Here is a 19,847-nt window from a genome sequence, read left to right on the forward strand (position 1 = left end):
ATCGTCTTTTTCTCTTACTTATCACGACCTCGCTCAATAATGACACCTACATTGGTCGCTTGTGCCACTGCTTTCGGTTTATTTAATTTGAGTCGAAGCCATGTTATTTTAAATCGTTGTTGTAATTGTTCCGCCACTTCATTTGCGACCCGTTCAATCAATAGAAAGGGTTTAGAATGCACGTAATCAATGATAAATTCACTAACCTGCGCATAATTTAGCGTCAATTTTACATCATCGGCAGCAGCCGCTTGGCGGGTATCCCACGCCATTTCGACATCAAAAATAAGTTTTTGTTTAATTTGTTGTTCCCAGTCATACACGCCGATTTGCGCGAATACCGTCAAACCTTCAATAAAAATCAAATCTTGCATGGGGTTCCTATGTAGTTAATGGCTAAAATTTTTGTGGGCTTATACTACCAACTTTGGGTACAATAGACGAACTATTTTTGTTAAGCCATAGGAAATCCCATGAGCCTTTTCGCCCTATTTTACATGCTATTGAGCTACTTACTCGGCTCAGTTTCCAGTGCGATTTTATTATGCCGACTTGCCGGCTTGCCCGACCCTCGAACCTCTGGCTCAAATAACCCCGGAGCAACCAACGTACTACGCATCGGTGGGCGTTGGGTAGCATTAGCCGTGTTACTTTGCGATATGTTAAAAGGTACATTGCCCGTCTGGTTTGGTTATTATCTCGGCTTAACCCAATTTGAATTAGGTATGGTGGCACTCGGTGCTTGTCTAGGTCATATCTTCCCAATTTTCTTTAAATTTAAAGGCGGCAAAGGCGTTGCCACAGCGTTTGGTGCCATTGCGCCTATTGCTTGGGGCGTACTCTTTTCCATGTTAGGCACATGGCTTGTGGTTTTCTTGATCAGCGGCTACTCTTCTCTCAGCGCCGTCGTCACTGCCTTGTTAGTGCCGCTTTATGTCTGGTGGTTCAAACCCGAATTCACTTTCCCCGTCGCTTTAGTTTGTTGCCTGCTCATCTACCGCCACCATGAAAACATCCAACGTCTCTGGCGCGGACAAGAAGATAAAATGTGGAGTAAATTTAAAAAGTAACCCGCTTAAAAAATACCGAAAAAAATGACCGCACTTCAACCCAAAGTACGGTCATTTTTCTAAACATTTTTTAAGGCAAAACTATAGCCCTTTCGGCAAACGAATTTTTTGTCCCGGGAAGATTTTATCTGCGTCTTTAATCACTTCCTTATTCGCGGCCACGATTGCAGTATATTTGCTGCCGTTACCGTAATGTTTTTCGGCGATTTTCCAAAGAGTATCGCCTTTTTGAATCACATAAAATTCATCATCGCCGGCAAGGCTTTCGCCGTTTTGCACGGTAACGTCATCAATGTTTACATTACTGATACCAATGATATTACCCGCCATTAATACGGCTTTTTCTAAAGCACCGGCAGAACTCGCCACACCGGAAATTTTAGCAACACCGTTTTCAACTTTTACATCAACATCCGCAACACCTGGGTTGTCTTCGTTAATGTGCTTGGTCACTGCAGCAGAAGCCTCTTCTTCTTTGTTAAAGATTTTTTTGCCGATATCGCCGACAAAATCAAATAATCCCATTTTCATCTCCTTATTGATTCATTTAGGGAGCCAACAACATACCCAATTCAGCCATATAAGTCTAGAAATAAAATGTTAGACGAAAAAAATGGTTATAGATTAGAATAGCGCGAATTTAACTTAAAGATAGGAAATATTATGCGTTGGCAAGGTCGTAGGGAAAGTTCAAATGTGGAAGACAGACGCTCATCCGGAGGCGGTTTCGGCGGAGGCAGACCCACTGGTATTTTAGGGTTAATTATTATTTTGGTGGGCGCTTACTATGGCGTGGATTTATCGGGCCTAGTCGGCGAAGTGGATGTGGGAACTACGCAAAGTTTACCATTGCAATCACAGCAAGAAGATCAATTATTTAAACTTTCCAAAGTGGTTCTGGGCGACACTGAAGAGGTTTGGACGGCGTATTTTTCCAAAAATAATAGACAATATGTGAAGCCTCGAATGGTCATCTATAACGGAGCAACGCCGACAGCTTGCGGTACAGGACAATCTGCCATGGGACCCTTCTACTGTCCGAACGATCAACGGGTCTATTTGGATCTTTCATTTTATAACGATATGAAAAATAAACTCGGCGCCGCGGGCGAATCCGCCTTTGCTTATGTTATCGCCCATGAAGTGGGACATCACGTACAGAATTTATTGGGCACGCTGACACAAGTGCATCGTCTGCAAAGCCGTGCCTCTCGAGCAGAAGCTAATCAGCTCTCGGTGAAATTGGAACTACAAGCGGATTGCTATGCCGGCGTGTGGGCATCGCAAGCGGTGAAAAGCGGTTTATTTGAAAGTGGCGATATTGAAAAAGCCTTTAATGCGGCAGAATCAGTAGGTGATGACCGCTTGCAAAAACGCAGTCAAGGTTATGTGGTTCCAGACAGTTTCACTCATGGCACTTCAGAGCAGCGTTCGCAATGGTTTAAAGTGGGTTTAACTAGCGCTAATCCGGCCCAATGTAATACATTTTAACGATTGAAAGAAATAAAAGTGCGGTCAAAATTGACCGCACTTTTTGTTTACAACATTAAAATAACACTCTTGTGCGGATCGTGCCGTCGATTTCACGCAATTTTGCCAATAATGGCGTGGCGTCATCCGTTTCCACATCAATCACCACATAACCGATTTTCGGATCGGTTTGTAGATATTGCGCCGCAATATTAACGTTGGCCTCTACAAAAATTTGGTTGATTTTATTCAACACGCCAGGACGGTTTTCATGAATATGTAATAAACGTTTAGAACCTTCGTTTTCCGGTAAAGAGACTTCCGGGAAATTGACGGAAGACAGGGTTGAACCATTATCAGAATATTTAACGAATTTACCCGCCACTTCAAAACCGATGTTTTCTTGCGCCTCTGTCGTTGAACCACCGATATGCGGTGTCAACAACACATTGTCAAACTTACGCAACGGTGAAACAAATTCTTCTTTAATGGACGCTGGTTCTTTCGGAAACACGTCGATAGCTACACCGCGCAGTTTTCCTTCTTCCAAGGCATTTGCCAGAGCATCAATATCCACCACAGTACCACGCGCCGCATTAATTAAAATAGAATTCTGTTTTAATTGGGCAATACGTTCTGCACTGATTAAATTACGGGTGGAAGGCAAATCCGGTACATGCAAGGAAATCACATCACAAGAACCGAGTAATTCTTCTAAGCTACGTACTTGCTTGGCGTTACCAAGAGGAAGTTTGTTTTCAATATCATAAAAATGCACATCCATACCCAATGATTCCGCAATAATACTGAGCTGCGAACCGATATGGCCATAACCAACAATACCCAATTTTTTGCCACGCACTTCGTGTGACCCTACGGCAGATTTATTCCATAAACCGCGATGCACGTCCGCATTAGCTTGTGGAATGTTACGCATTAATAACAGGATTTCACCTAATACCAATTCCGCGACAGAACGGGTATTGGAGAATGGTGCATTAAACACCGGAATACCGCGCGCTTTGGCAGCGTTTAAATCCACTTGGTTTGTACCAATACAGAAACAGCCAATCGCAATAAGTTTCGGTGCTGCAGCAATCATTTCTGCAGTCAAATGAGTGCGGGAACGCAAACCGACAAAATGGGCTTCTTTAATAGCCTCTTTTAAATCGTCGCCATCCAACGCTTTTTCGTAGTAATCAATATTGGTGTAACCAGCGGCGTGTAAGGTATCTAAGGCGCTTTGGTGTACACCTTCCAATAACACAAATTTAATTTTGGACTTATCTAATGAAACTTTTGATGTCATGTTTGCTCTCCATTTATTATTTTTTAGATTATTTTTGCACCATTTGGCGTACCGACAATCACCGTATTGGCAGGACGTAAGGCAAAAATGCCGTTAGTCACGACGCCCGCGATGTTATTTAATTCTTTTTCCATTTCTACCGGGTTAAGAATTTCAAAATTATGCACATCTAAAATAATGTTGCCGTTATCGGTCACTACACCTTCACGATATTCCGGCGCTCCGCCGAGTGCCACCAATTTACGCGCCACTTGTGAACGCGCCATCGGGATCACTTCTACCGGCAGAGGGAATGTAGAGCCTAACACATCAACTTGCTTGCTACTATCCACAATGCAGATGAAATTTTTTGCAAGTGCCGCCACAATTTTTTCACGTGTCAACGCCGCCCCGCCGCCTTTAATCATCATTTTTTGTGGATTAATTTCGTCAGCGCCATCAACATAAATATCTAAGCTCGTCACATCATTTGCGCTAAATACTTCAATACCATGTTTTTTCAGTAATTCTTCCGAATTTTTGGAAGCTGCTACAGCACCTTTGATTTCATCTTTCATTGAACCAAGCGCTTCAATAAAACAGTTCACAGTGGAACCGCTTCCCACGCCTACGATCATCTCCGGCTTCACAAATTGCAAAGCCGCTTGTGCGGCGATTTTTTTCATTTCAAGTTGATCCATTTTTTACTCCTTTTATTGCTACGCGGCAGAGGCTGCCCTTAATGTAAACGTTTGCGCTATTTACTTTAATGAGTTTTCCGTTGATTAACAAGAGGCAAAAGCGCTCGCCTTATTACTCCGGCAAGAATTGTTCAAGCAACTCATTTAAAAATAATTTGCCGTGTTCGGTAATCTGCCAAGTGCGGTCGCTTTCAATAATATATTTTTGCCCTAGCGCCCAATCCATAGTATTGGATACCGTACTCAACGGCAAACCGGTGAATTGTTCAAATTCGATTTTCGGCACGGCTTCCAATAAACGTAGGCGATTCATGAAGAATTCAAAAGGGCGATCTTGCACGCTAACCTCCCGCTCTTCATACCTATACTCCCCGCGCATATAACCTTTCGGATGCTTCGTTTTGCTGTAACGCAAAATGTTGCCATTCTGAAAACTGAGTTTCCCATGTGCCCCACACCCAATGGCCAGATAATCGCCAAAACGCCAATAATTCAAGTTATGTTGACATTGAAACCCCGGTTTGGCATAAGCAGACGTTTCGTATTGTTGATAACCTGCCGCTGTTAATAATTGATGTCCTTGCTCGAAAATATCCCACAATTCATCGTCGTCGGGCAGTTTCGGCGGGCGATAAGCAAACATGGTATTCGGTTCGATCGTGAGCTGATACCAAGACAAATGTGGCGGTGCGAGTTCAATTGCTTGACGTAAATCCTCTAAGGCTTCGTTTAAGGTTTGATTCGGCAAGCCGTGCATTAAATCCAGATTAAAACTACGTAGAGGAGAAACGCTCGCCAATTTGACCGCACTTTTGGCCTCGGCCGCGTTATGAATCCGCCCTAACTTTTGCAATTTTTCATCCGAAAAACTTTGAATGCCCATAGAAATTCGATTCACACCCGCTTGGGCATAACCTAAAAAACGCTCGGCTTCTACGGTGCCGGGATTAGCTTCCAAGGTAATTTCAATATTGGGCGCAAAGGGAATGCGCTGTTCGATTTGCTGTAATAAATAAGCGATGGTATCTGCTGAAAACAGGCTTGGCGTGCCGCCGCCAATAAAAATCGAATGGAGTGGGCGTTGTTGCACGCTTTCTTGATAATGCGCTAAATCCGCCATTAAGTCGGCAATTAAATGGCGCACATAATCCTGTTCGGGAATCGCGCCTTTTTGCGCATGCGAATTAAAATCGCAATACGGGCATTTCTGTACGCACCACGGAATGTGAATGTATAAACTCAGGGGAGGCAAAACCAACGGATTCAAAATATCCTCGACATTAGCGAGCAACGACAGCCGTGCCGCTGGCCACAATCATAAACATGCTTTTAGAATCGGAAGTGATGGTAGTGTAATTCACCTCTACCCCCACAACGGCGTTGGCGCCCAACGCGGCGGCATTTTTCTCCAACTCTTCCAAAGCCTCTTTGCGCGCTTTCGTAATGCGCGATTCATACATGCCTGAACGGCCGCCGATGATGTCGGTAATCCCCGCGAAGAAATCACGAATAAAGTTTGAGCCGGCAACCACTTCGCCAAAAACTAACTGTTTATATTCAATGATTTGCTTGCCTTCAATGGTGTTGGTTGTGGTAATAATCACGTTGTGTCCTTAAAATTCTCTGTAAAAACTGACCGCACTTTTATGCGCCTAATTTCGTTTTAAGCATCGCTAATGCACGGGCGCGGTGGGAAATTTTCTTTTTCTCAACGGTTTCCAGCTCGGCAAAGGTGCAACCTGTCTCCGGGCTGAAAAAGAGCGAATCATAACCAAAGCCGTTATCGCCTTTTTCTTCAAAAGCAATCACGCCGTGGCATTCGCCTTGAGCAATAATCGGTGACGGATCGGCCGAGTGTTGCAATAACACGATAGTGCTGACGAATTTGGCTTTGCGCTGTTCGGTCGGCACATTAGCCAATTCTGCTAATAATTTCTCACGATTTTTAGCATCGGCTTGTTCACCATCCACACCTGCATAACGGGCAGAATACAGCCCCGGAGCGCTGTTTAACAGGTCAACCACCAAGCCCGAATCATCGGCAATCGCCGGTAACCCGGATTTTTCGGCGGCATAACGCGCTTTGAGAATGGCATTTTCCACAAAGGTTAACCCCGTTTCTTCCGGGCTGTCGATGCCTAAATCCGTTTGGGCGACAACCTCAAAGCCGAAATCGGACAATACATCCGCCATTTCTTTGACTTTGCCTTTGTTGCCCGTCGCCAATACAATTTTTTGTTTCATTTTTGCTCTCTTAAGTGCGGTGGAAAAATGCCGAATATTATAACCATGCCCAATAAAAAAGACGAGGAACATTGCCTCGTCTTCACATAAACTAACCTAAAAGAAAAAATTATAATGCGATACGATCGCGATTCTTCTCTAATGTCGCTTTACCAATCCCCTGTACTTCCAATAATTGTTCCACTGCGCTGAAATTACCGTGTTTTTCACGATATTGCACAACCGCCTCCGCTTTTTTCGCACCAATGCCTACAAGCGCTTTCTGAATTTCTGCTGCTGTAGCGGTGTTAATATTCACTTTATCACCAACACTGTTTTGCACCGCCGGTTGTTCAAGTTGTACCGGCTCAGCCGTTTTTTCTGCGGCAACCGCAGAACCTGCAAACACCGAACCGAACACAAAAGCGGTGGCTAAAAGATGCTTCATTGCTTTCATAATGATTCCTTTTCTAACTAAAGTTAAACACGCGTTGAATCAATCAACGGGCGTATTTTGCCGAAAAGAAAAAAACGCACGAGAAAATGACCGCACTTTTGGGAACCGGATCGCAAAATAAAGAAAAGTGCGGTGGAAATTTGGGATGTTTTTGAGAGGATTTTTTTTGATAGCGCACGCGTCATAACGTGCAGATAGAAACAAAAAGGCACGCGTTGGGAAACGCGCGCCATTGAGATATTAGACAGAAGAGTGCTCCTTCCTACAAACGAACATTAGGACGAACTCAGTTCATCTCTTTCACCCGCAACTCTTTCGGCACTTCAAAGAACATATTTTCTTCAAGACCTTGCAGTTCTTCCACGGTGGTGACGCCGAATTCTTTTAGGCGGGAAATAACCGATTGCACCAGTTCTTCGGGGGCGGAGGCGCCGGCTGTGACGCCAATAGTTTGCACGCCGTCAAACCAGTTGGCTTGAATGTCATTCGGGTCATCAATCAATTTTGATGCCACACCCATGCGCGAAGCCAGTTCTGCCAATCGGTTAGAGTTCGAGGAATTTTTAGAGCCGACCACGACAACCAAATCCGATTGTTTCGCCAATTCGCGCACCGCCTGTTGACGGTTGGTTGTGGCGTAGCAAATGTCATTTTTATGCGGACCTTGAATCGCAGGATATTTTTCTTTTAAAGCGGTGATAGTCTCCGCCGCGTCATCTAAAGACAGCGTGGTTTGCGTCATAAAAGTTAAATCATCATCCTGCTGCACCGGCAAATGCGCAATGTCTTCCACGCTTTCGATTAAATAAATGCCGCCCTCTTGGTTGCCATATTGCCCCATAGTGCCTTCCACCTCAGGGTGGCCTTTATGCCCGATTAAAATCGCCTTAGTGCCTTTTCGACTGGCGCGGGCCACTTGCATATGCACTTTCGTCACCAATGGGCAAGTGGCGTCAAATACTTTGAGATTGCGGTCTTTGGCTTCTTGACGCACCGCTTGGGACACGCCGTGGGCGGAGAAAATCACAATGGCGCCGTCCGGCACTTCGTTTAATTCTTCCACAAAAATGGCGCCGCGCTCACGCAAGCCGTTCACAACAAAACGGTTATGCACCACTTCATGACGCACATAAATAGGTGCCCCGTGAATTTCTAACGCTAATTCCACAATACTGATCGCACGATCAACGCCGGCGCAGAAACCGCGCGGATTAGCTAAAATAATTTTCATTATTTCTGTTCCTGTTTTTTACCCTGCTTGAATGCGTCTAAAGCAATCAACGCGGCCCCCACACAAATGGCAATATCTGCCACGTTAAACACGGGATAATGCCAATCCCGCCAATAAAAATCGAAGAAATCGATTACATAACCGTTGTAAGCACGATCTACCGCATTCGCCAACGCGCCGCCGATAATCAGCGCATAAGCCGCATTTTGCAATTTCTGACCGACCTCACTTTTCGCCATAAAATAAAGCAACATACAGGAAATCACGACAGCCAAACCGATAAAAAAGAATTTTTGCCAGCCGTCATGCTCTGCCAGAAAACTGAATGCCGCGCCATAATTTCGCACATAAGTAAGATTAAAGACAGGCAGAATGTTCACGCTTTCATACAAATCAAATTTTTGTACTACGATATATTTCGTCAGCAAATCAAGCACAAAAGCCAGTAGGCTAAGCCATAAAAAGGAAAGTCCGGATTTTGGTGTTTTCGTCATAAGTTCGTTAAATAATCTTTATTATAAAAAATAATAAAAGTGCGGTTGATTTTAACCGCACTTTTCCTTATGCGTTACTGCATGATTAAGCGAAATGTCTCACTTCGCCGTTACCTGCAACGTTTTCTACGCAACGCGGGCAAAGTGTCGGATGTTCCGGATTCACGCCGATTTTGTCGGAATAATGCCAGCAACGTGGGCATTTTTCGCCGTGAGAACGTGCTACGCTTACCGCAATCCCCTCTAACTCGCCTGCCGCCACATCCGCCGGTTTATCCGCCAATGCTTTCACTTCCGCTTTTGAGGTAATTAATACGAAACGTAATTCATCGCCTAATTGTTCCAACAAGGTACGATATTCATCGTTAGCGTAAACGGTGACTTCCGCTTCTAAACCGCCACCGATCACTTTGTCGTTACGGGCAATTTCTAATACGCGGTTTACTTCGGAACGTACTTTAATCAGTTGTTGCCAGTAAGCATCATCTAATTTTTCGTTCTCGCCTAAACCAAATAAGCCTTCGTAGAATTCTTCAGTGAAGACGAATTCTGCACGTGTCGTCGCCGTTTGTGGCAAGTAGCCCCAAACTTCATCCGCCGTAAAGGAAAGAATTGGTGCCATCCAACGTACCAACGCTTCGGCAATGTGCCATAATGCTGTTTGGCAACTACGGCGCGCAAGGCTGTCCGCTTTGGTGGTGTATTGACGGTCTTTGATAATATCAAGGTAGAACGAGCCCATTTCCACCGAACAGAAACGCATTAAGCGTTGCACCACGGCGTGGAATTGATAGTTATCATAAGCGTCTTTGATTTCGTTTTGTGCTTCTAATGCACAAGCCACCGCCCAACGATCCAAGCTAATCATCTCTTCCGGTTTCACCGCATCACGTTGTGGGTCAAAACCGTTTAAGTTCGCTAACAAGAAACGTGCCGTGTTACGAATACGACGATAGCTGTCTGCCGCACGTTTTAAGATTTCATCGGAAACGGTCATTTCACCGGTATAGTCGGTAGAAGCCACCCATAAACGTAAAATGTCGCCACCGAATTTATCCATCACTTCTTGTGGCGTCACGATGTTACCGATAGATTTTGACATCTTACGGCCTTGACCATCCACGGTGAAGCCGTGAGTTAATACTTGTTTGTATGGCGCTTTGCTGTCTGTTGCGGTAGAAAGCATTAAAGAAGACATAAACCAACCACGGTGTTGGTCGGAACCTTCTAAATACATATCAATATCTTGACCGTTAAATTCCGGGCGATTCGCCACCACAGAAGAATAGGTTGATCCTGAGTCAAACCATACGTCAAGGGTATCAGGCACTTTGCGATAGGTTTCTGCATCCGCACCTAATAATTCTTTTTCATCTAAATCCCACCATGCTTGAATACCGGCTTTCTCTACACGTTTCGCCACTTCTTCAAGTAGCTCTAAGGTACGCGGATGAAGTTCTTCGGTTTCTTTGTGCACGAATAAGGTCATCGGCACGCCCCAAGTACGTTGACGGGAAATACACCAGTCAGGGCGGTTTTCCACCATTTTTTCGATACGTGCTTGACCCCAATCCGGAATCCAACGAACTTGTTTGATTTCACCTAAGGCTTGTTGGCGTAAACCTTGCGTTTCCATACCGATAAACCATTGTGGTGTTGCACGGAAAATAATCGGGGTTTTATGGCGCCAGCAGTGTGGGTAGCTGTGTTTGATTTTCTCAACTTTTAATAAATTGCCTGTTTCTTGTAATTTTTCAACCACTAATGGATTGGCTTCAAATACGCCTTTGCCGGCAAAGAATTCGGTAGTGGAAATAAATTTACCGTCATTAGACACAAGGCCAGCCATCGGTAAGTCATATTGTTTACCCACGATAAAGTCGTCTAAACCGTGATCCGGTGCGGTATGTACTAAACCGGTACCGCCGTCGGTAGTCACATGATCGCCTAAAATAATCGGCACGGTGAAATTGTAGAACGGGTGATGAAAGCGTAATAACTCGAGATCTTTGCCTTTTGCGGAACCTAAGATTTTCACCTTCTCCACGCCAATCGCTTTCGCCACATCGTCCACCAAATCGGCAGCTAAAATCACGCGCTCGTCGCCTAATTGCACAAGCTGATATTCCAACTCCGCATTCACGGAAATGGCACGGTTGGACGGCATGGTCCAAGGGGTTGTGGTCCAAATCACGGCAGACAGCTTGCCGCTGCCTTTGCCGACGGCGTTAAATTTACCCTCAATTTCCACCGCACTTTCCGCCGGGAAACGCACATAAATGGACGGCGACACGCGGTCTTCATATTCCACTTCCGCTTCCGCCAAAGACGAACCGCAATCCAAGCACCAATGCACCGGCTTGGAGCCTTTATATAAATGCCCGTTGGCGATCACTTTGCCCAGAGTGCGGATAATGTTGGCTTCAGTGTTGAAATTCATGGTCAGATACGGATTATCCCAATCGCCCAACACGCCGAGGCGCACGAAGTCTTTTTTCTGACCTTCCACCTGTTCTGCCGCATATTCACGGCATTTTTGACGAAATTCCGCCGCTGAAATTTTCTCGTTCGGTTTGCCCACTAAGCCTTCTACTTTCAATTCAATCGGCAAGCCGTGGCAGTCCCAACCCGGAATATAAGGAGAATCAAAACCTAATGCGGTTTTGGATTTAACAATAATATCTTTCAGAATTTTATTCACCGCATGGCCGATATGAATGCTACCGTTCGCATACGGAGGGCCATCGTGTAAAATAAAGGACTTTTTGCCTTTTGAGGCTTCACGAATTTTTTGATACAACTGTTTTTCGTACCAGTTTTTTAACATCACAGGCTCGCGTTTGGCTAAATCACCACGCATCGGAAAGCCCGTTTCGGGAAGGTTAAGGGTATTTTTATAATCAGTCATTTTATATTCCAGTGTTATGTAAAAATTAAAATTTGTATTCTAAAAAGTGCGGTCGGTTTTAAAGATGTTTTTCGCCGTTTCCACATCCTTCGCAATTTGATCTTTTAAATCGTCAAAAGACGCAAATTTCATTTCATTGCGGATTTTATGGCATAGCTCGACTTCCAACCATTGTCCATAAATATCGCCTTGAAAATCAAACAAATGCGCTTCTAGTAATTGATTCACACCGTTGATGGTCGGGCGGGTGCCGATGTTCGCGACCCCATTAAAAAACGCGCCGGATTTTAACCGCACTCTAACCGCGTAAACCCCTTTCACCGGATTCACCTGACGATGCAAGCGAATGTTCGCAGTAGGAAAGCCGATGGTGCGACCAAGCTGATTGCCATGAATCACGCGACCTAAAATACGATAAGGACGCCCAAGTAATTTTTCCGCTAACGTTAAATCATCATTTGCCAACGCTTCGCGAATCGCTGTACTGCTGATTCGCAGCTCATCCAAGCAAAAGCTACGGTTATCTTCGACGGTAAAACCAAACTTTTCACCGGCTTGTTGCAACATAGCAAAATTGCCTTGGCGTTTGGCACCGAATTTGAAATCATCGCCGATACTCAAAAACTTAACGTTTAATTTGCGCACCAACCAATCTTCTATAAATTGCTCAGCCGGCATGCCCGCAAAAGTGCGGTCGAATTTTGCCACGATGACAATGTTCACGCCCGCTTGTTTGAGATAATACAATTTGTCACGCAAACGCATTAAGCGCGCGGGGGCTTTGTCACTCAGAAAATATTCTCGCGGCTGGGGTTCAAACAACATAACCGCCATAGGCAAGTTCAGCTCGTCCGCTTTTTGGCGTAAATGGCGCAAAATCGCCTGATGCCCTAAATGCACCCCGTCAAAATTGCCAATTGTCAATGTGCAACCTTGCAAATTGTGCGGTAAATTTCCCAAGCCACGAAAGAGTTGCATTACATCTGTTCCATTAAATTTCAATCAAAAAATATTTCGGTATTATACGCATAAATCCATGCGCCACAAAAACTAATTTGCGGCTAATTAGCCCCGCTTAAATGCTGTTTCCGAATACCCAACAACAGCAACATTCCACCGTAAACTATCGCGGCTAAAACAATCAACCAAGCCAACCAATATACCCGGTTGAAAAAGCTCATGGCATTCCATTCGATCAAGCTTGGGCTGTTATACCAAACCAACAACCCCATCATGGCAGCAGCGCAAAAAACTTTTAGAAAAAACACCGCACTTTGACGGCTGAAATGATAGATATCCGCTTTCGCCAAGCCACGATAAAGCAAGAAAGCGTTTAACGTCGCCGACATGGCAGAGGCAATTGCCAAGCCCACGTAGCTGAAAGGAATTGCTAACAGATTGAATGCCATGTTGCTCACCATGGCGATGATGCCGATTTTCACCGGCGTTTTGGTATCTTGGCGGGCGTAATAACCGTTGGCCAAAATCTTGATTAACATGAAGCTCAGAAGCCCTGCGTTAAAGCCCCACAGGGAATAAGAGGCGGCCTGAACATCGTTAAAGGTAAAGCTACCGCGCATAAACAGCACGAGCAACATCGGTTGCGCCAACACGGCAATGCCGATCATGGCAGGCACGCCGAGCAATAAAATCATGCGTACGCCCCAGTCCATTGTGTTGCGAAAATCCACCGCACTTTTGGCATTATCGTCACGGTTCACATGGTGGCGGGCAAGGGTCGGCAAAATCACCGTAGAAATGGCGATACCGAACAACCCAAGAGGAAACTCTAACAAGCGGTCGGAATAATACAGCCAGCTGATGGAGCCCGTCATTAAGAAACTGGCGATAAAGGTATCAAGCAGCAAGTTGATTTGGCTCACGGAAACACCGAATAAGGCGGGAATCATCAGTGTGCGGATTTTCTTCACGCCTTCGTCATGCCACGCCCATTTGGGTTTTACTAATAATTTGGCTTGATATAAGAAAGGCAGTTGAAACAAAAATTGTAATAAACCGCCGAGAAAGATCCCGATAGCCAAGCCTAAATCCGGATTTTCCAACTGCGGTGCCAGCCAAAGTGCGGTGGCAATCATGGCAATATTGAGTAACACCGGCGAGAACGACATCACGCCGAATTTGCCGATGGTATTGAGAATCGCACCGGACAGCGCAACGAAGGTCACGAACCATAAATAAGGAAAGGTGATTTTGAGCAACAACGAGGCTTGCGTGAATTTTTCCGCATTTGGCCCGTCATTCAACCAATCCACAAACCAACCTGTTCCGAAAATGGCCGCAACCACCGGCGAGCCGATCATCGCTAATAACGTAACGACCGTGACCAAGCCTCCTAAGGTGCCCGACACTTTGCCGATAAATTCACGGGTTTTGGATAAATCACCGGATTTTTGATACTCCGCCAATACCGGCACAAACGCTTGTGAAAACGCCCCTTCGGCGAATAATCGACGGAGAAAATTAGGAATACGATTAGCGAACAAAAACACATCCGCCGCTGCACCGGCACCGATTAAATTGGCAATCACTACATCGCGAACTAACCCCAATACACGGGATACCAACGTCATGGCGCTCACGATAATGCCCGATTTTAATAACCTCTTACTCAAAATACTGCACTCTATAAAAATAAAATTTGCCTAATTGTATAGAAATTTCGTTTTTACGCTATATTCTAAGGGAAAAAACTGTTAAAATCCCGCGCACATCGTTTGGTGAGCCTATTTAGAAAGAGCTTGTTAAGAATAACGATGCCTACTTCGGTTGTGTCTCACCGAAATCAACACAAAATTCCCGTTGACAAATGTATAAGAAATCGGCATATTTACGCCCCTATTTTGTCACTATTAACTAACAGAAATTTTTAGGAGTTTGACCTTGGCTAATATCAAGTCAGCAAAAAAACGTGCGGTTCAATCTGAAAAACGCCGTCAACACAACGCAAGCCAACGCTCTATGATGCGTACTTACATCAAAAAAGTTTATGCTCAAGTAGCAGCGGGCGAGAAAGTAGCAGCTGAAGCAGCATTCGTTGAAATGCAAAAAGTTGTTGACCGCATGGCTTCTAAAGGCTTAATCCACGCTAACAAAGCAGCCAACCACAAATCTAAATTAGCTGCACAAATCAAAAAATTAGCCTAATTTTTGCCTTATTATTTAAAGAGAAACCGCTCAAATGAGCGGTTTTTTGTTTTCATTGAAATGGTAAAAATGTCGGTAAAAATCACCGCACTTTGCCTATCTCACTCTCCTACGCCGCTGATGAAATAATTTACTTCTCGATTGCGTGGTCTTATTTCTCAATACAGGCGTTTTTTCTACCACATGAATACGGCTACGGCGGTAGTGGCTGAGGAAATAATGCAGACTGCTGGCAAACAACACGCCCACTAAAAACACAATAATAATTTCACCATATAAACGATGAAAAATCTGATTAATTTTGCTTTTTGTCGATTGCCCGTATTTAGCATCAAAAGTCATGCGTAGAAAGCCTTCTACACCGTTAGACGAATAAATCGGTTCGACGATTTGTTGTGAGTCTGCCTCTTTGTCTTCCTGTTTATCTAGTCCCAATAAACTTCGCATATCAGGGGAATTCGTACTTTGCGCCAATAATTCACCATTACGCGCATAAAGTGCGGCATCCAACACAAATTCTTCTTTTACAAAGTTATCCAAATTTTCCACCAGTCGTTCGGTTTTCGCGTTATTGACCAATAACATCGAGAACAAACTGGCTTGTTGACGCGTCAGTAAATGGGATACATTCGCCACTTGGTTTACGCTAGAAAGTTGTGAACCGATTTTGAACTGTTTTACGCCAAATAAAATGACTGCCATGATGCCCGCGCATAACAAAACAATGCCGAAGAACATCATAAATTTAATCATTTTTTCTTTTACTAAATGCAAGTTATTTTCCCCAAAAGTGAATAAGTAAGCTAGAATAAACCGCCTTTTGAAAACCGCTACAATTTACAGGATTTTTATGCAAACACAAAATCTGACAGACATCCTCAATCACTTTCCATCTCTCCCGGCACCATTGCTTGCCGACCAACCTTGTGAGTCGGCGCAGGCGTTTATTCTCTACTCCGACAACCTAAATCTCTCAAAGTTACAGACTTTTCAGCAAAAGTGCGGTGAAAATTTTTTGTGTTTTGCCGCTTGGAATGTGTTGCATAACACCGTGGTGTTGCTCAAAGGCGAGTGGAAATCGGAATGGATTGGTATTGCCCATGAATTAGCACTGGATATTGCGCCGCTAAACTTTTACGCCAGTTTGAAGCAAGCGGGATTATTGGTGATGGACATGGATTCCACCGCCATCCAAATTGAATGTATCGATGAAATCGCCAAACTTGCCGGCACCGGCGATATGGTTTCCGCCATTACGGAACGCGCCATGCGTGGTGAACTCGATTTTAGTCAAAGCCTGCGCCAACGGGTTGCTACCTTAAAAGATGCACCGGAAGGCATTTTGCAAGAGGTCAAACAACATTTACCGCTGATGCCGGGATTGGTCGAAACGGTCAAAGAACTCAAAAATCACGGCTGGAAAGTAGCCATTGCTTCCGGTGGATTTACCTATTTTGCCGAAGTATTACAACAAAAACTCGGCTTAGATTTTATTGCCGCCAATCAATTCGAGATTATTGACGGCAAACTTACAGGCAACGTACAAGGCACCATTGTGGATGCGCAATACAAAGCGCAAACCTTACAACAGTTGGCACAACAATTTAACATTGCCATAGAAAACACCGTTGCCATCGGCGACGGCGCCAATGATCTCGCCATGATGCAAGTTGCCGATGTCGGCGTGGCTTATCACGCTAAACCAAAAGTACAACAATTGGCGCAAGTTATCGTCAATTTCACCGATTTAACCGCACTTTTATGTATTTTAAGTGCAAACGACAAAATTAAATAAGGAGAAAACCATGCCATCATTCGACATTGTTTCCGAAATCAGCGGACACGAAATCCGCAACGCCGTGGAAAACGCCAACCGCGAACTCACCAACCGTTGGGACTTCCGTAACGTACAAGCCGCAATTGAATTTAACGAAAAAAATGAAAGCATTAAAGTGAGCAGCGAATCGGATTTCCAAGTGGAGCAACTCATCGACATCTTACGTAACGCGTGTATTAAACGTAACATCGAATCCACTTCCTTGGATATTCCTGCCGACTATGAACACAGCGGCAAAACGTACAGCAAAGAAATCAAGCTGAAACAAGGCATTGAAACCGACATGGCGAAAAAGATCACCAAGCTGATCAAAGATTCCAAAATCAAAGTCCAAAGCCAAATCCAAGGCGAGCAAGTCCGTGTTACCGGTAAATCCCGCGATGATTTACAAGCCGTGATTCAACTCGTCAAAACCGCCGAACTGGGACAACCATTCCAATTCAATAATTTCCGCGATTAAAAACGCGTTCAAAAACGACCGCACTTTAGATAATTAAAGTGCGGTTTCCTCTTCCCTTCATTGAGAAAAAACCGACTTTCCGCTACAATACGCCACTATTTTTATTCACGTAAACAGACTATGTCAGAAATTAAGTTAATCGTTGGGCTTGGCAATCCCGGCGATAAATACGCAGACACCCGCCACAATGCCGGAGAATGGTTAATTGCACGCTTAGCACGGCGGTTTGATGTCACATTAAATGCGGAGAATAAGTTTTCCGGTTATGTGGGAAAAACACTGATTAATAGCAAAGAAATCCGCTTTTTGGTGCCGATGACATTTATGAATTTAAGCGGCAAAGCGGTAGGCGCATTGGCGAATTTTTATCGTATCAAGCCGGAAGAAATTTTAGTCCTGCATGATGAGTTAGATTTACCGCCCGGTAGCGTTAAACTGAAATTAGGCGGCGGACATGGCGGACACAACGGCTTAAAAGATATTGTCGCCGCATTGGGCAATAACAATAATTTTTATCGTCTGCGCATTGGGATTGGTCACCCGGGACATCGTGATTTGGTGGCGGGTTATGTGTTAAACAAACCGTCCCCCAGTGAGCGCGAAGCACTTGAAAAAGCCTTGGATGAAGCCGCAAATTGCGTGGAACTGCTTTTCAAAGACGGCATCGTCAAAGCCACTAATCGACTGAATAGTTTTAAAATTTAGGGGAAAAACCATGAAAAAAAGTACTTTAGTCATCATCGCAAGCATTGTTATATCAGGATGTTCTGCCAAAGCGGTACTTGTTCAGAAAAAGGTTAATTACAACCCGAAAGAAGAAGCTCGAGTTCGTGTATATCAATCTAATGGAAATGGAACAACCAAAGTTGTTAGTGATCTAACGTGCAAAGATGTACAAAACGATAGAAAAAAAGCCGTCAGCCAAAACCCTTTCCATCGTGACAATAGACATAATGGTTTACCAAAAAGAACCTTAAAAAGCGTGAGTGTAGGCATTCCCCTCACAGAACAAAGCGCAAAAGCACTAGAACGTTCAAGCTATTTTGAGACGGATTCTTTTATTGAGCAAGTCATTCCTGCCAACGTGCCCACCATTATACGAGGAAGCGAGTATTTCGTCGCCAGCTGTCAAATTATTGGAGAATTCACTCCTCAAGCGGGAAAAGACTATGAAATTCAATACGGTTCTGACAGCAAATATTGCAGAATGTTTATTCATGAGATCGAGCCATTATCAAATCAAAAAGATACAAAAATTCAAGCACATCTAGGAAAAGAAGTTCGATACAAAAAATGCGATCTTCACTAATATTTAAGTCAAAATAGGAAAAATTATGGGATTCAAATGTGGTATCGTGGGCCTGCCGAATGTGGGCAAATCCACACTTTTCAACGCCTTAACCAAAGCCGGCATTGAAGCGGCAAACTATCCGTTTTGCACCATTGAGCCAAATACCGGCGTGGTGCCAATGCCGGATCCGCGTTTAGACGCCTTAGCAGAAATCGTCAAACCTGAACGCGTATTGCCAACCACCATGGAATTTGTGGATATTGCAGGTTTGGTGGCCGGTGCAAGTAAAGGCGAAGGTTTGGGCAACAAATTCTTAGCCAATATCCGTGAAACGGACGCCATCGGCCATGTCGTACGTTGTTTTGAAAACGATGACATCGTACACGTTGCGGGCAAGATCGATCCGTTAAATGATATTGAAACCATCAACACCGAACTGGCGTTAGCCGATTTAGACAGCTGTGAACGCGCCATTCAACGTTTACAAAAACGTGCTAAAGGCGGCGATAAAGACGCGAAATTCGAGCTTTCCGTGATGGAAAAAATCTTACCGGTACTTTCTGAAGCGGGCATGATTCGTTCTGTGCCGTTAGACAAAGACGAGTTATTGGCAATCAAAAGCTACAATTTCTTAACCTTAAAACCGACCATGTACATCGCTAACGTGAACGAAGACGGTTTTGAAAATAACCCATACCTCGATAAAGTCCGCGAATTTGCCGAAAAAGAAGGCTCTGTCGTGGTGCCGGTGTGTGCCGCAATTGAAGCGGAAATCGCTGAATTGGATGATGATGAAAAGCTCGAGTTCTTACAAGATCTCGGCATTGAAGAGCCGGGCTTAAACCGTGTCATTCGTGCCGGTTATGCTCTTCTCAATCTACAAACCTACTTCACTGCCGGCGTGAAAGAAGTACGTGCATGGACGGTTTCTGTTGGCGCCACCGCACCGAAAGCCGCGGCCGTCATCCATACCGACTTTGAAAAAGGCTTTATCCGCGCTGAAGTCATTGCCTACGACGATTTCATCCAATACAAAGGTGAAAACGGTGCCAAAGATGCCGGTAAATGGCGTTTAGAAGGGAAAGATTACATCGTACAAGACGGCGATGTCATGCACTTTAGATTTAATGTATAAAAACATTCAAAAAATTGACCGCACTTTTTAAGTGCGGTATTTTTTTATGTGATTAAAAAAGCATTCGATATCAAGCAACGCTTTCATACGAGCAATACAAGTCTAGCGGATGTAGCC

At 44.4% G+C, this 19,847-nt stretch carries 22 protein-coding genes; 8 read left to right on the forward strand and 14 right to left on the reverse strand.

Annotation, left to right across the window (positions count from 1 at the left end):
- Positions 1-14: 14 nt before the first annotated feature.
- Positions 15-374: a dihydroneopterin aldolase gene (gene folB, locus EL144_RS04990; protein WP_005705043.1), complete on the reverse strand. Its 360-nt coding sequence runs from the start codon at positions 372-374 to the stop codon at positions 15-17.
- Between the two features lie 99 nt (positions 375-473).
- Between folB and plsY the strand changes: the two genes are divergently transcribed.
- The gene (plsY, locus tag EL144_RS04995; protein ID WP_005705042.1) at positions 474-1,070 is read left to right on the forward strand and encodes a glycerol-3-phosphate 1-O-acyltransferase PlsY; all 597 of its coding nucleotides are present in this window, start codon (positions 474-476) and stop codon (positions 1,068-1,070) included.
- An 81-nt stretch (positions 1,071-1,151) separates the two neighbouring features.
- Here the strand turns inward: plsY and lysM are convergent, their stop codons facing one another.
- The gene (lysM, locus tag EL144_RS05000; protein ID WP_005701678.1) at positions 1,152-1,595 is read right to left on the reverse strand and encodes a peptidoglycan-binding protein LysM; all 444 of its coding nucleotides are present in this window, start codon (positions 1,593-1,595) and stop codon (positions 1,152-1,154) included.
- Positions 1,596-1,733: 138 nt separating this feature from the next.
- Here lysM and ypfJ point away from each other — a divergent pair, with 138 nt between their 5' ends.
- The gene (gene ypfJ, locus EL144_RS05005) at positions 1,734-2,561 is read left to right on the forward strand and encodes a KPN_02809 family neutral zinc metallopeptidase (protein WP_005705038.1); all 828 of its coding nucleotides are present in this window, start codon (positions 1,734-1,736) and stop codon (positions 2,559-2,561) included.
- Positions 2,562-2,616: 55 nt separating this feature from the next.
- Here the strand turns inward: ypfJ and serA are convergent, their stop codons facing one another.
- The 11 genes from serA to murJ all read right to left on the reverse strand — a co-directional run bounded on the left by serA (position 2,617) and on the right by murJ (position 14,475).
- Positions 2,617-3,849, reverse strand: coding sequence for a phosphoglycerate dehydrogenase (gene serA / locus EL144_RS05010; RefSeq protein ID WP_005705037.1), 1,233 nt, complete (start codon positions 3,847-3,849; stop codon positions 2,617-2,619).
- 23 nt (positions 3,850-3,872) lie between these two features.
- Positions 3,873-4,529 carry a ribose-5-phosphate isomerase RpiA gene (gene rpiA, locus EL144_RS05015; RefSeq protein ID WP_005701681.1) on the reverse strand — a complete coding sequence of 219 codons (657 nt, stop codon included), beginning with the start codon at positions 4,527-4,529 and terminating at the stop codon, positions 3,873-3,875.
- 112 nt (positions 4,530-4,641) lie between these two features.
- Complete coding sequence (gene hemW, locus EL144_RS05020) at positions 4,642-5,796, reverse strand: radical SAM family heme chaperone HemW (protein ID WP_032995442.1); 1,155 nt, start codon at positions 5,794-5,796, stop codon at positions 4,642-4,644.
- Positions 5,797-5,809: 13 nt separating this feature from the next.
- Positions 5,810-6,133, reverse strand: a complete 324-nt coding sequence (locus EL144_RS05025) for a YbjQ family protein (protein WP_005705034.1) — start codon at positions 6,131-6,133, stop codon at positions 5,810-5,812.
- A gap of 40 nt (positions 6,134-6,173) precedes the next feature.
- On the reverse strand, positions 6,174-6,773 hold the full coding sequence (gene rdgB, locus EL144_RS05030) for an RdgB/HAM1 family non-canonical purine NTP pyrophosphatase (RefSeq protein WP_032995441.1): 600 nt from the start codon (positions 6,771-6,773) through the stop codon (positions 6,174-6,176).
- A 109-nt stretch (positions 6,774-6,882) separates the two neighbouring features.
- The gene (locus EL144_RS05035; RefSeq protein WP_005705031.1) at positions 6,883-7,209 is read right to left on the reverse strand and encodes a helix-hairpin-helix domain-containing protein; all 327 of its coding nucleotides are present in this window, start codon (positions 7,207-7,209) and stop codon (positions 6,883-6,885) included.
- A gap of 286 nt (positions 7,210-7,495) precedes the next feature.
- Positions 7,496-8,440 carry a 4-hydroxy-3-methylbut-2-enyl diphosphate reductase gene (ispH, locus tag EL144_RS05040; RefSeq protein WP_005705029.1) on the reverse strand — a complete coding sequence of 315 codons (945 nt, stop codon included), beginning with the start codon at positions 8,438-8,440 and terminating at the stop codon, positions 7,496-7,498.
- Positions 8,440-8,934, reverse strand: a complete 495-nt coding sequence (lspA, locus tag EL144_RS05045; RefSeq protein WP_005705028.1) for a signal peptidase II — start codon at positions 8,932-8,934, stop codon at positions 8,440-8,442. Before lspA ends, ispH begins: the two co-directional genes overlap by 1 nt.
- Before the next feature lie 85 nt (positions 8,935-9,019).
- Positions 9,020-11,842, reverse strand: coding sequence for an isoleucine--tRNA ligase (gene ileS / locus EL144_RS05050; RefSeq protein WP_050332951.1), 2,823 nt, complete (start codon positions 11,840-11,842; stop codon positions 9,020-9,022).
- A gap of 39 nt (positions 11,843-11,881) precedes the next feature.
- Positions 11,882-12,820 carry a bifunctional riboflavin kinase/FAD synthetase gene (ribF, locus tag EL144_RS05055; protein ID WP_005705024.1) on the reverse strand — a complete coding sequence of 313 codons (939 nt, stop codon included), beginning with the start codon at positions 12,818-12,820 and terminating at the stop codon, positions 11,882-11,884.
- 83 nt (positions 12,821-12,903) lie between these two features.
- The gene (gene murJ / locus EL144_RS05060) at positions 12,904-14,475 is read right to left on the reverse strand and encodes a murein biosynthesis integral membrane protein MurJ (RefSeq protein ID WP_032995440.1); all 1,572 of its coding nucleotides are present in this window, start codon (positions 14,473-14,475) and stop codon (positions 12,904-12,906) included.
- A 268-nt stretch (positions 14,476-14,743) separates the two neighbouring features.
- Here murJ and rpsT point away from each other — a divergent pair, with 268 nt between their 5' ends.
- Positions 14,744-15,007, forward strand: coding sequence for a 30S ribosomal protein S20 (gene rpsT / locus EL144_RS05065; protein WP_032995439.1), 264 nt, complete (start codon positions 14,744-14,746; stop codon positions 15,005-15,007).
- 96 nt (positions 15,008-15,103) lie between these two features.
- On the opposite strand, the gene EL144_RS05070 is transcribed toward rpsT, so the two are convergent.
- A complete protein-coding gene (locus EL144_RS05070) occupies positions 15,104-15,781 on the reverse strand; it encodes a YtjB family periplasmic protein (protein ID WP_005705020.1) in 678 nt (225 codons plus the stop codon).
- A gap of 76 nt (positions 15,782-15,857) precedes the next feature.
- Here EL144_RS05070 and serB point away from each other — a divergent pair, with 76 nt between their 5' ends.
- The 5 genes from serB to ychF all read left to right on the forward strand — a co-directional run bounded on the left by serB (position 15,858) and on the right by ychF (position 19,730).
- Entirely contained in the window at positions 15,858-16,802 is a 945-nt protein-coding gene (gene serB, locus EL144_RS05075) for a phosphoserine phosphatase (RefSeq protein ID WP_005705019.1), read from the forward strand.
- Between the two features lie 10 nt (positions 16,803-16,812).
- The gene (locus EL144_RS05080) at positions 16,813-17,304 is read left to right on the forward strand and encodes a YajQ family cyclic di-GMP-binding protein (RefSeq protein WP_005701698.1); all 492 of its coding nucleotides are present in this window, start codon (positions 16,813-16,815) and stop codon (positions 17,302-17,304) included.
- 120 nt (positions 17,305-17,424) lie between these two features.
- Positions 17,425-18,009, forward strand: a complete 585-nt coding sequence (gene pth, locus EL144_RS05085; RefSeq protein WP_005705016.1) for an aminoacyl-tRNA hydrolase — start codon at positions 17,425-17,427, stop codon at positions 18,007-18,009.
- Positions 18,010-18,019: 10 nt separating this feature from the next.
- Positions 18,020-18,613, forward strand: a complete 594-nt coding sequence (locus EL144_RS05090; protein ID WP_005705015.1) for a hypothetical protein — start codon at positions 18,020-18,022, stop codon at positions 18,611-18,613.
- 25 nt (positions 18,614-18,638) lie between these two features.
- Positions 18,639-19,730 carry a redox-regulated ATPase YchF gene (gene ychF / locus EL144_RS05095; RefSeq protein WP_005705014.1) on the forward strand — a complete coding sequence of 364 codons (1,092 nt, stop codon included), beginning with the start codon at positions 18,639-18,641 and terminating at the stop codon, positions 19,728-19,730.
- Positions 19,731-19,847 lie beyond the last annotated feature (117 nt).

Origin of the sequence: Aggregatibacter aphrophilus ATCC 33389 (genome assembly GCF_900636915.1) — a bacterium.
In the GTDB taxonomy this organism is placed as follows: domain Bacteria; phylum Pseudomonadota; class Gammaproteobacteria; order Enterobacterales; family Pasteurellaceae; genus Aggregatibacter; species Aggregatibacter aphrophilus.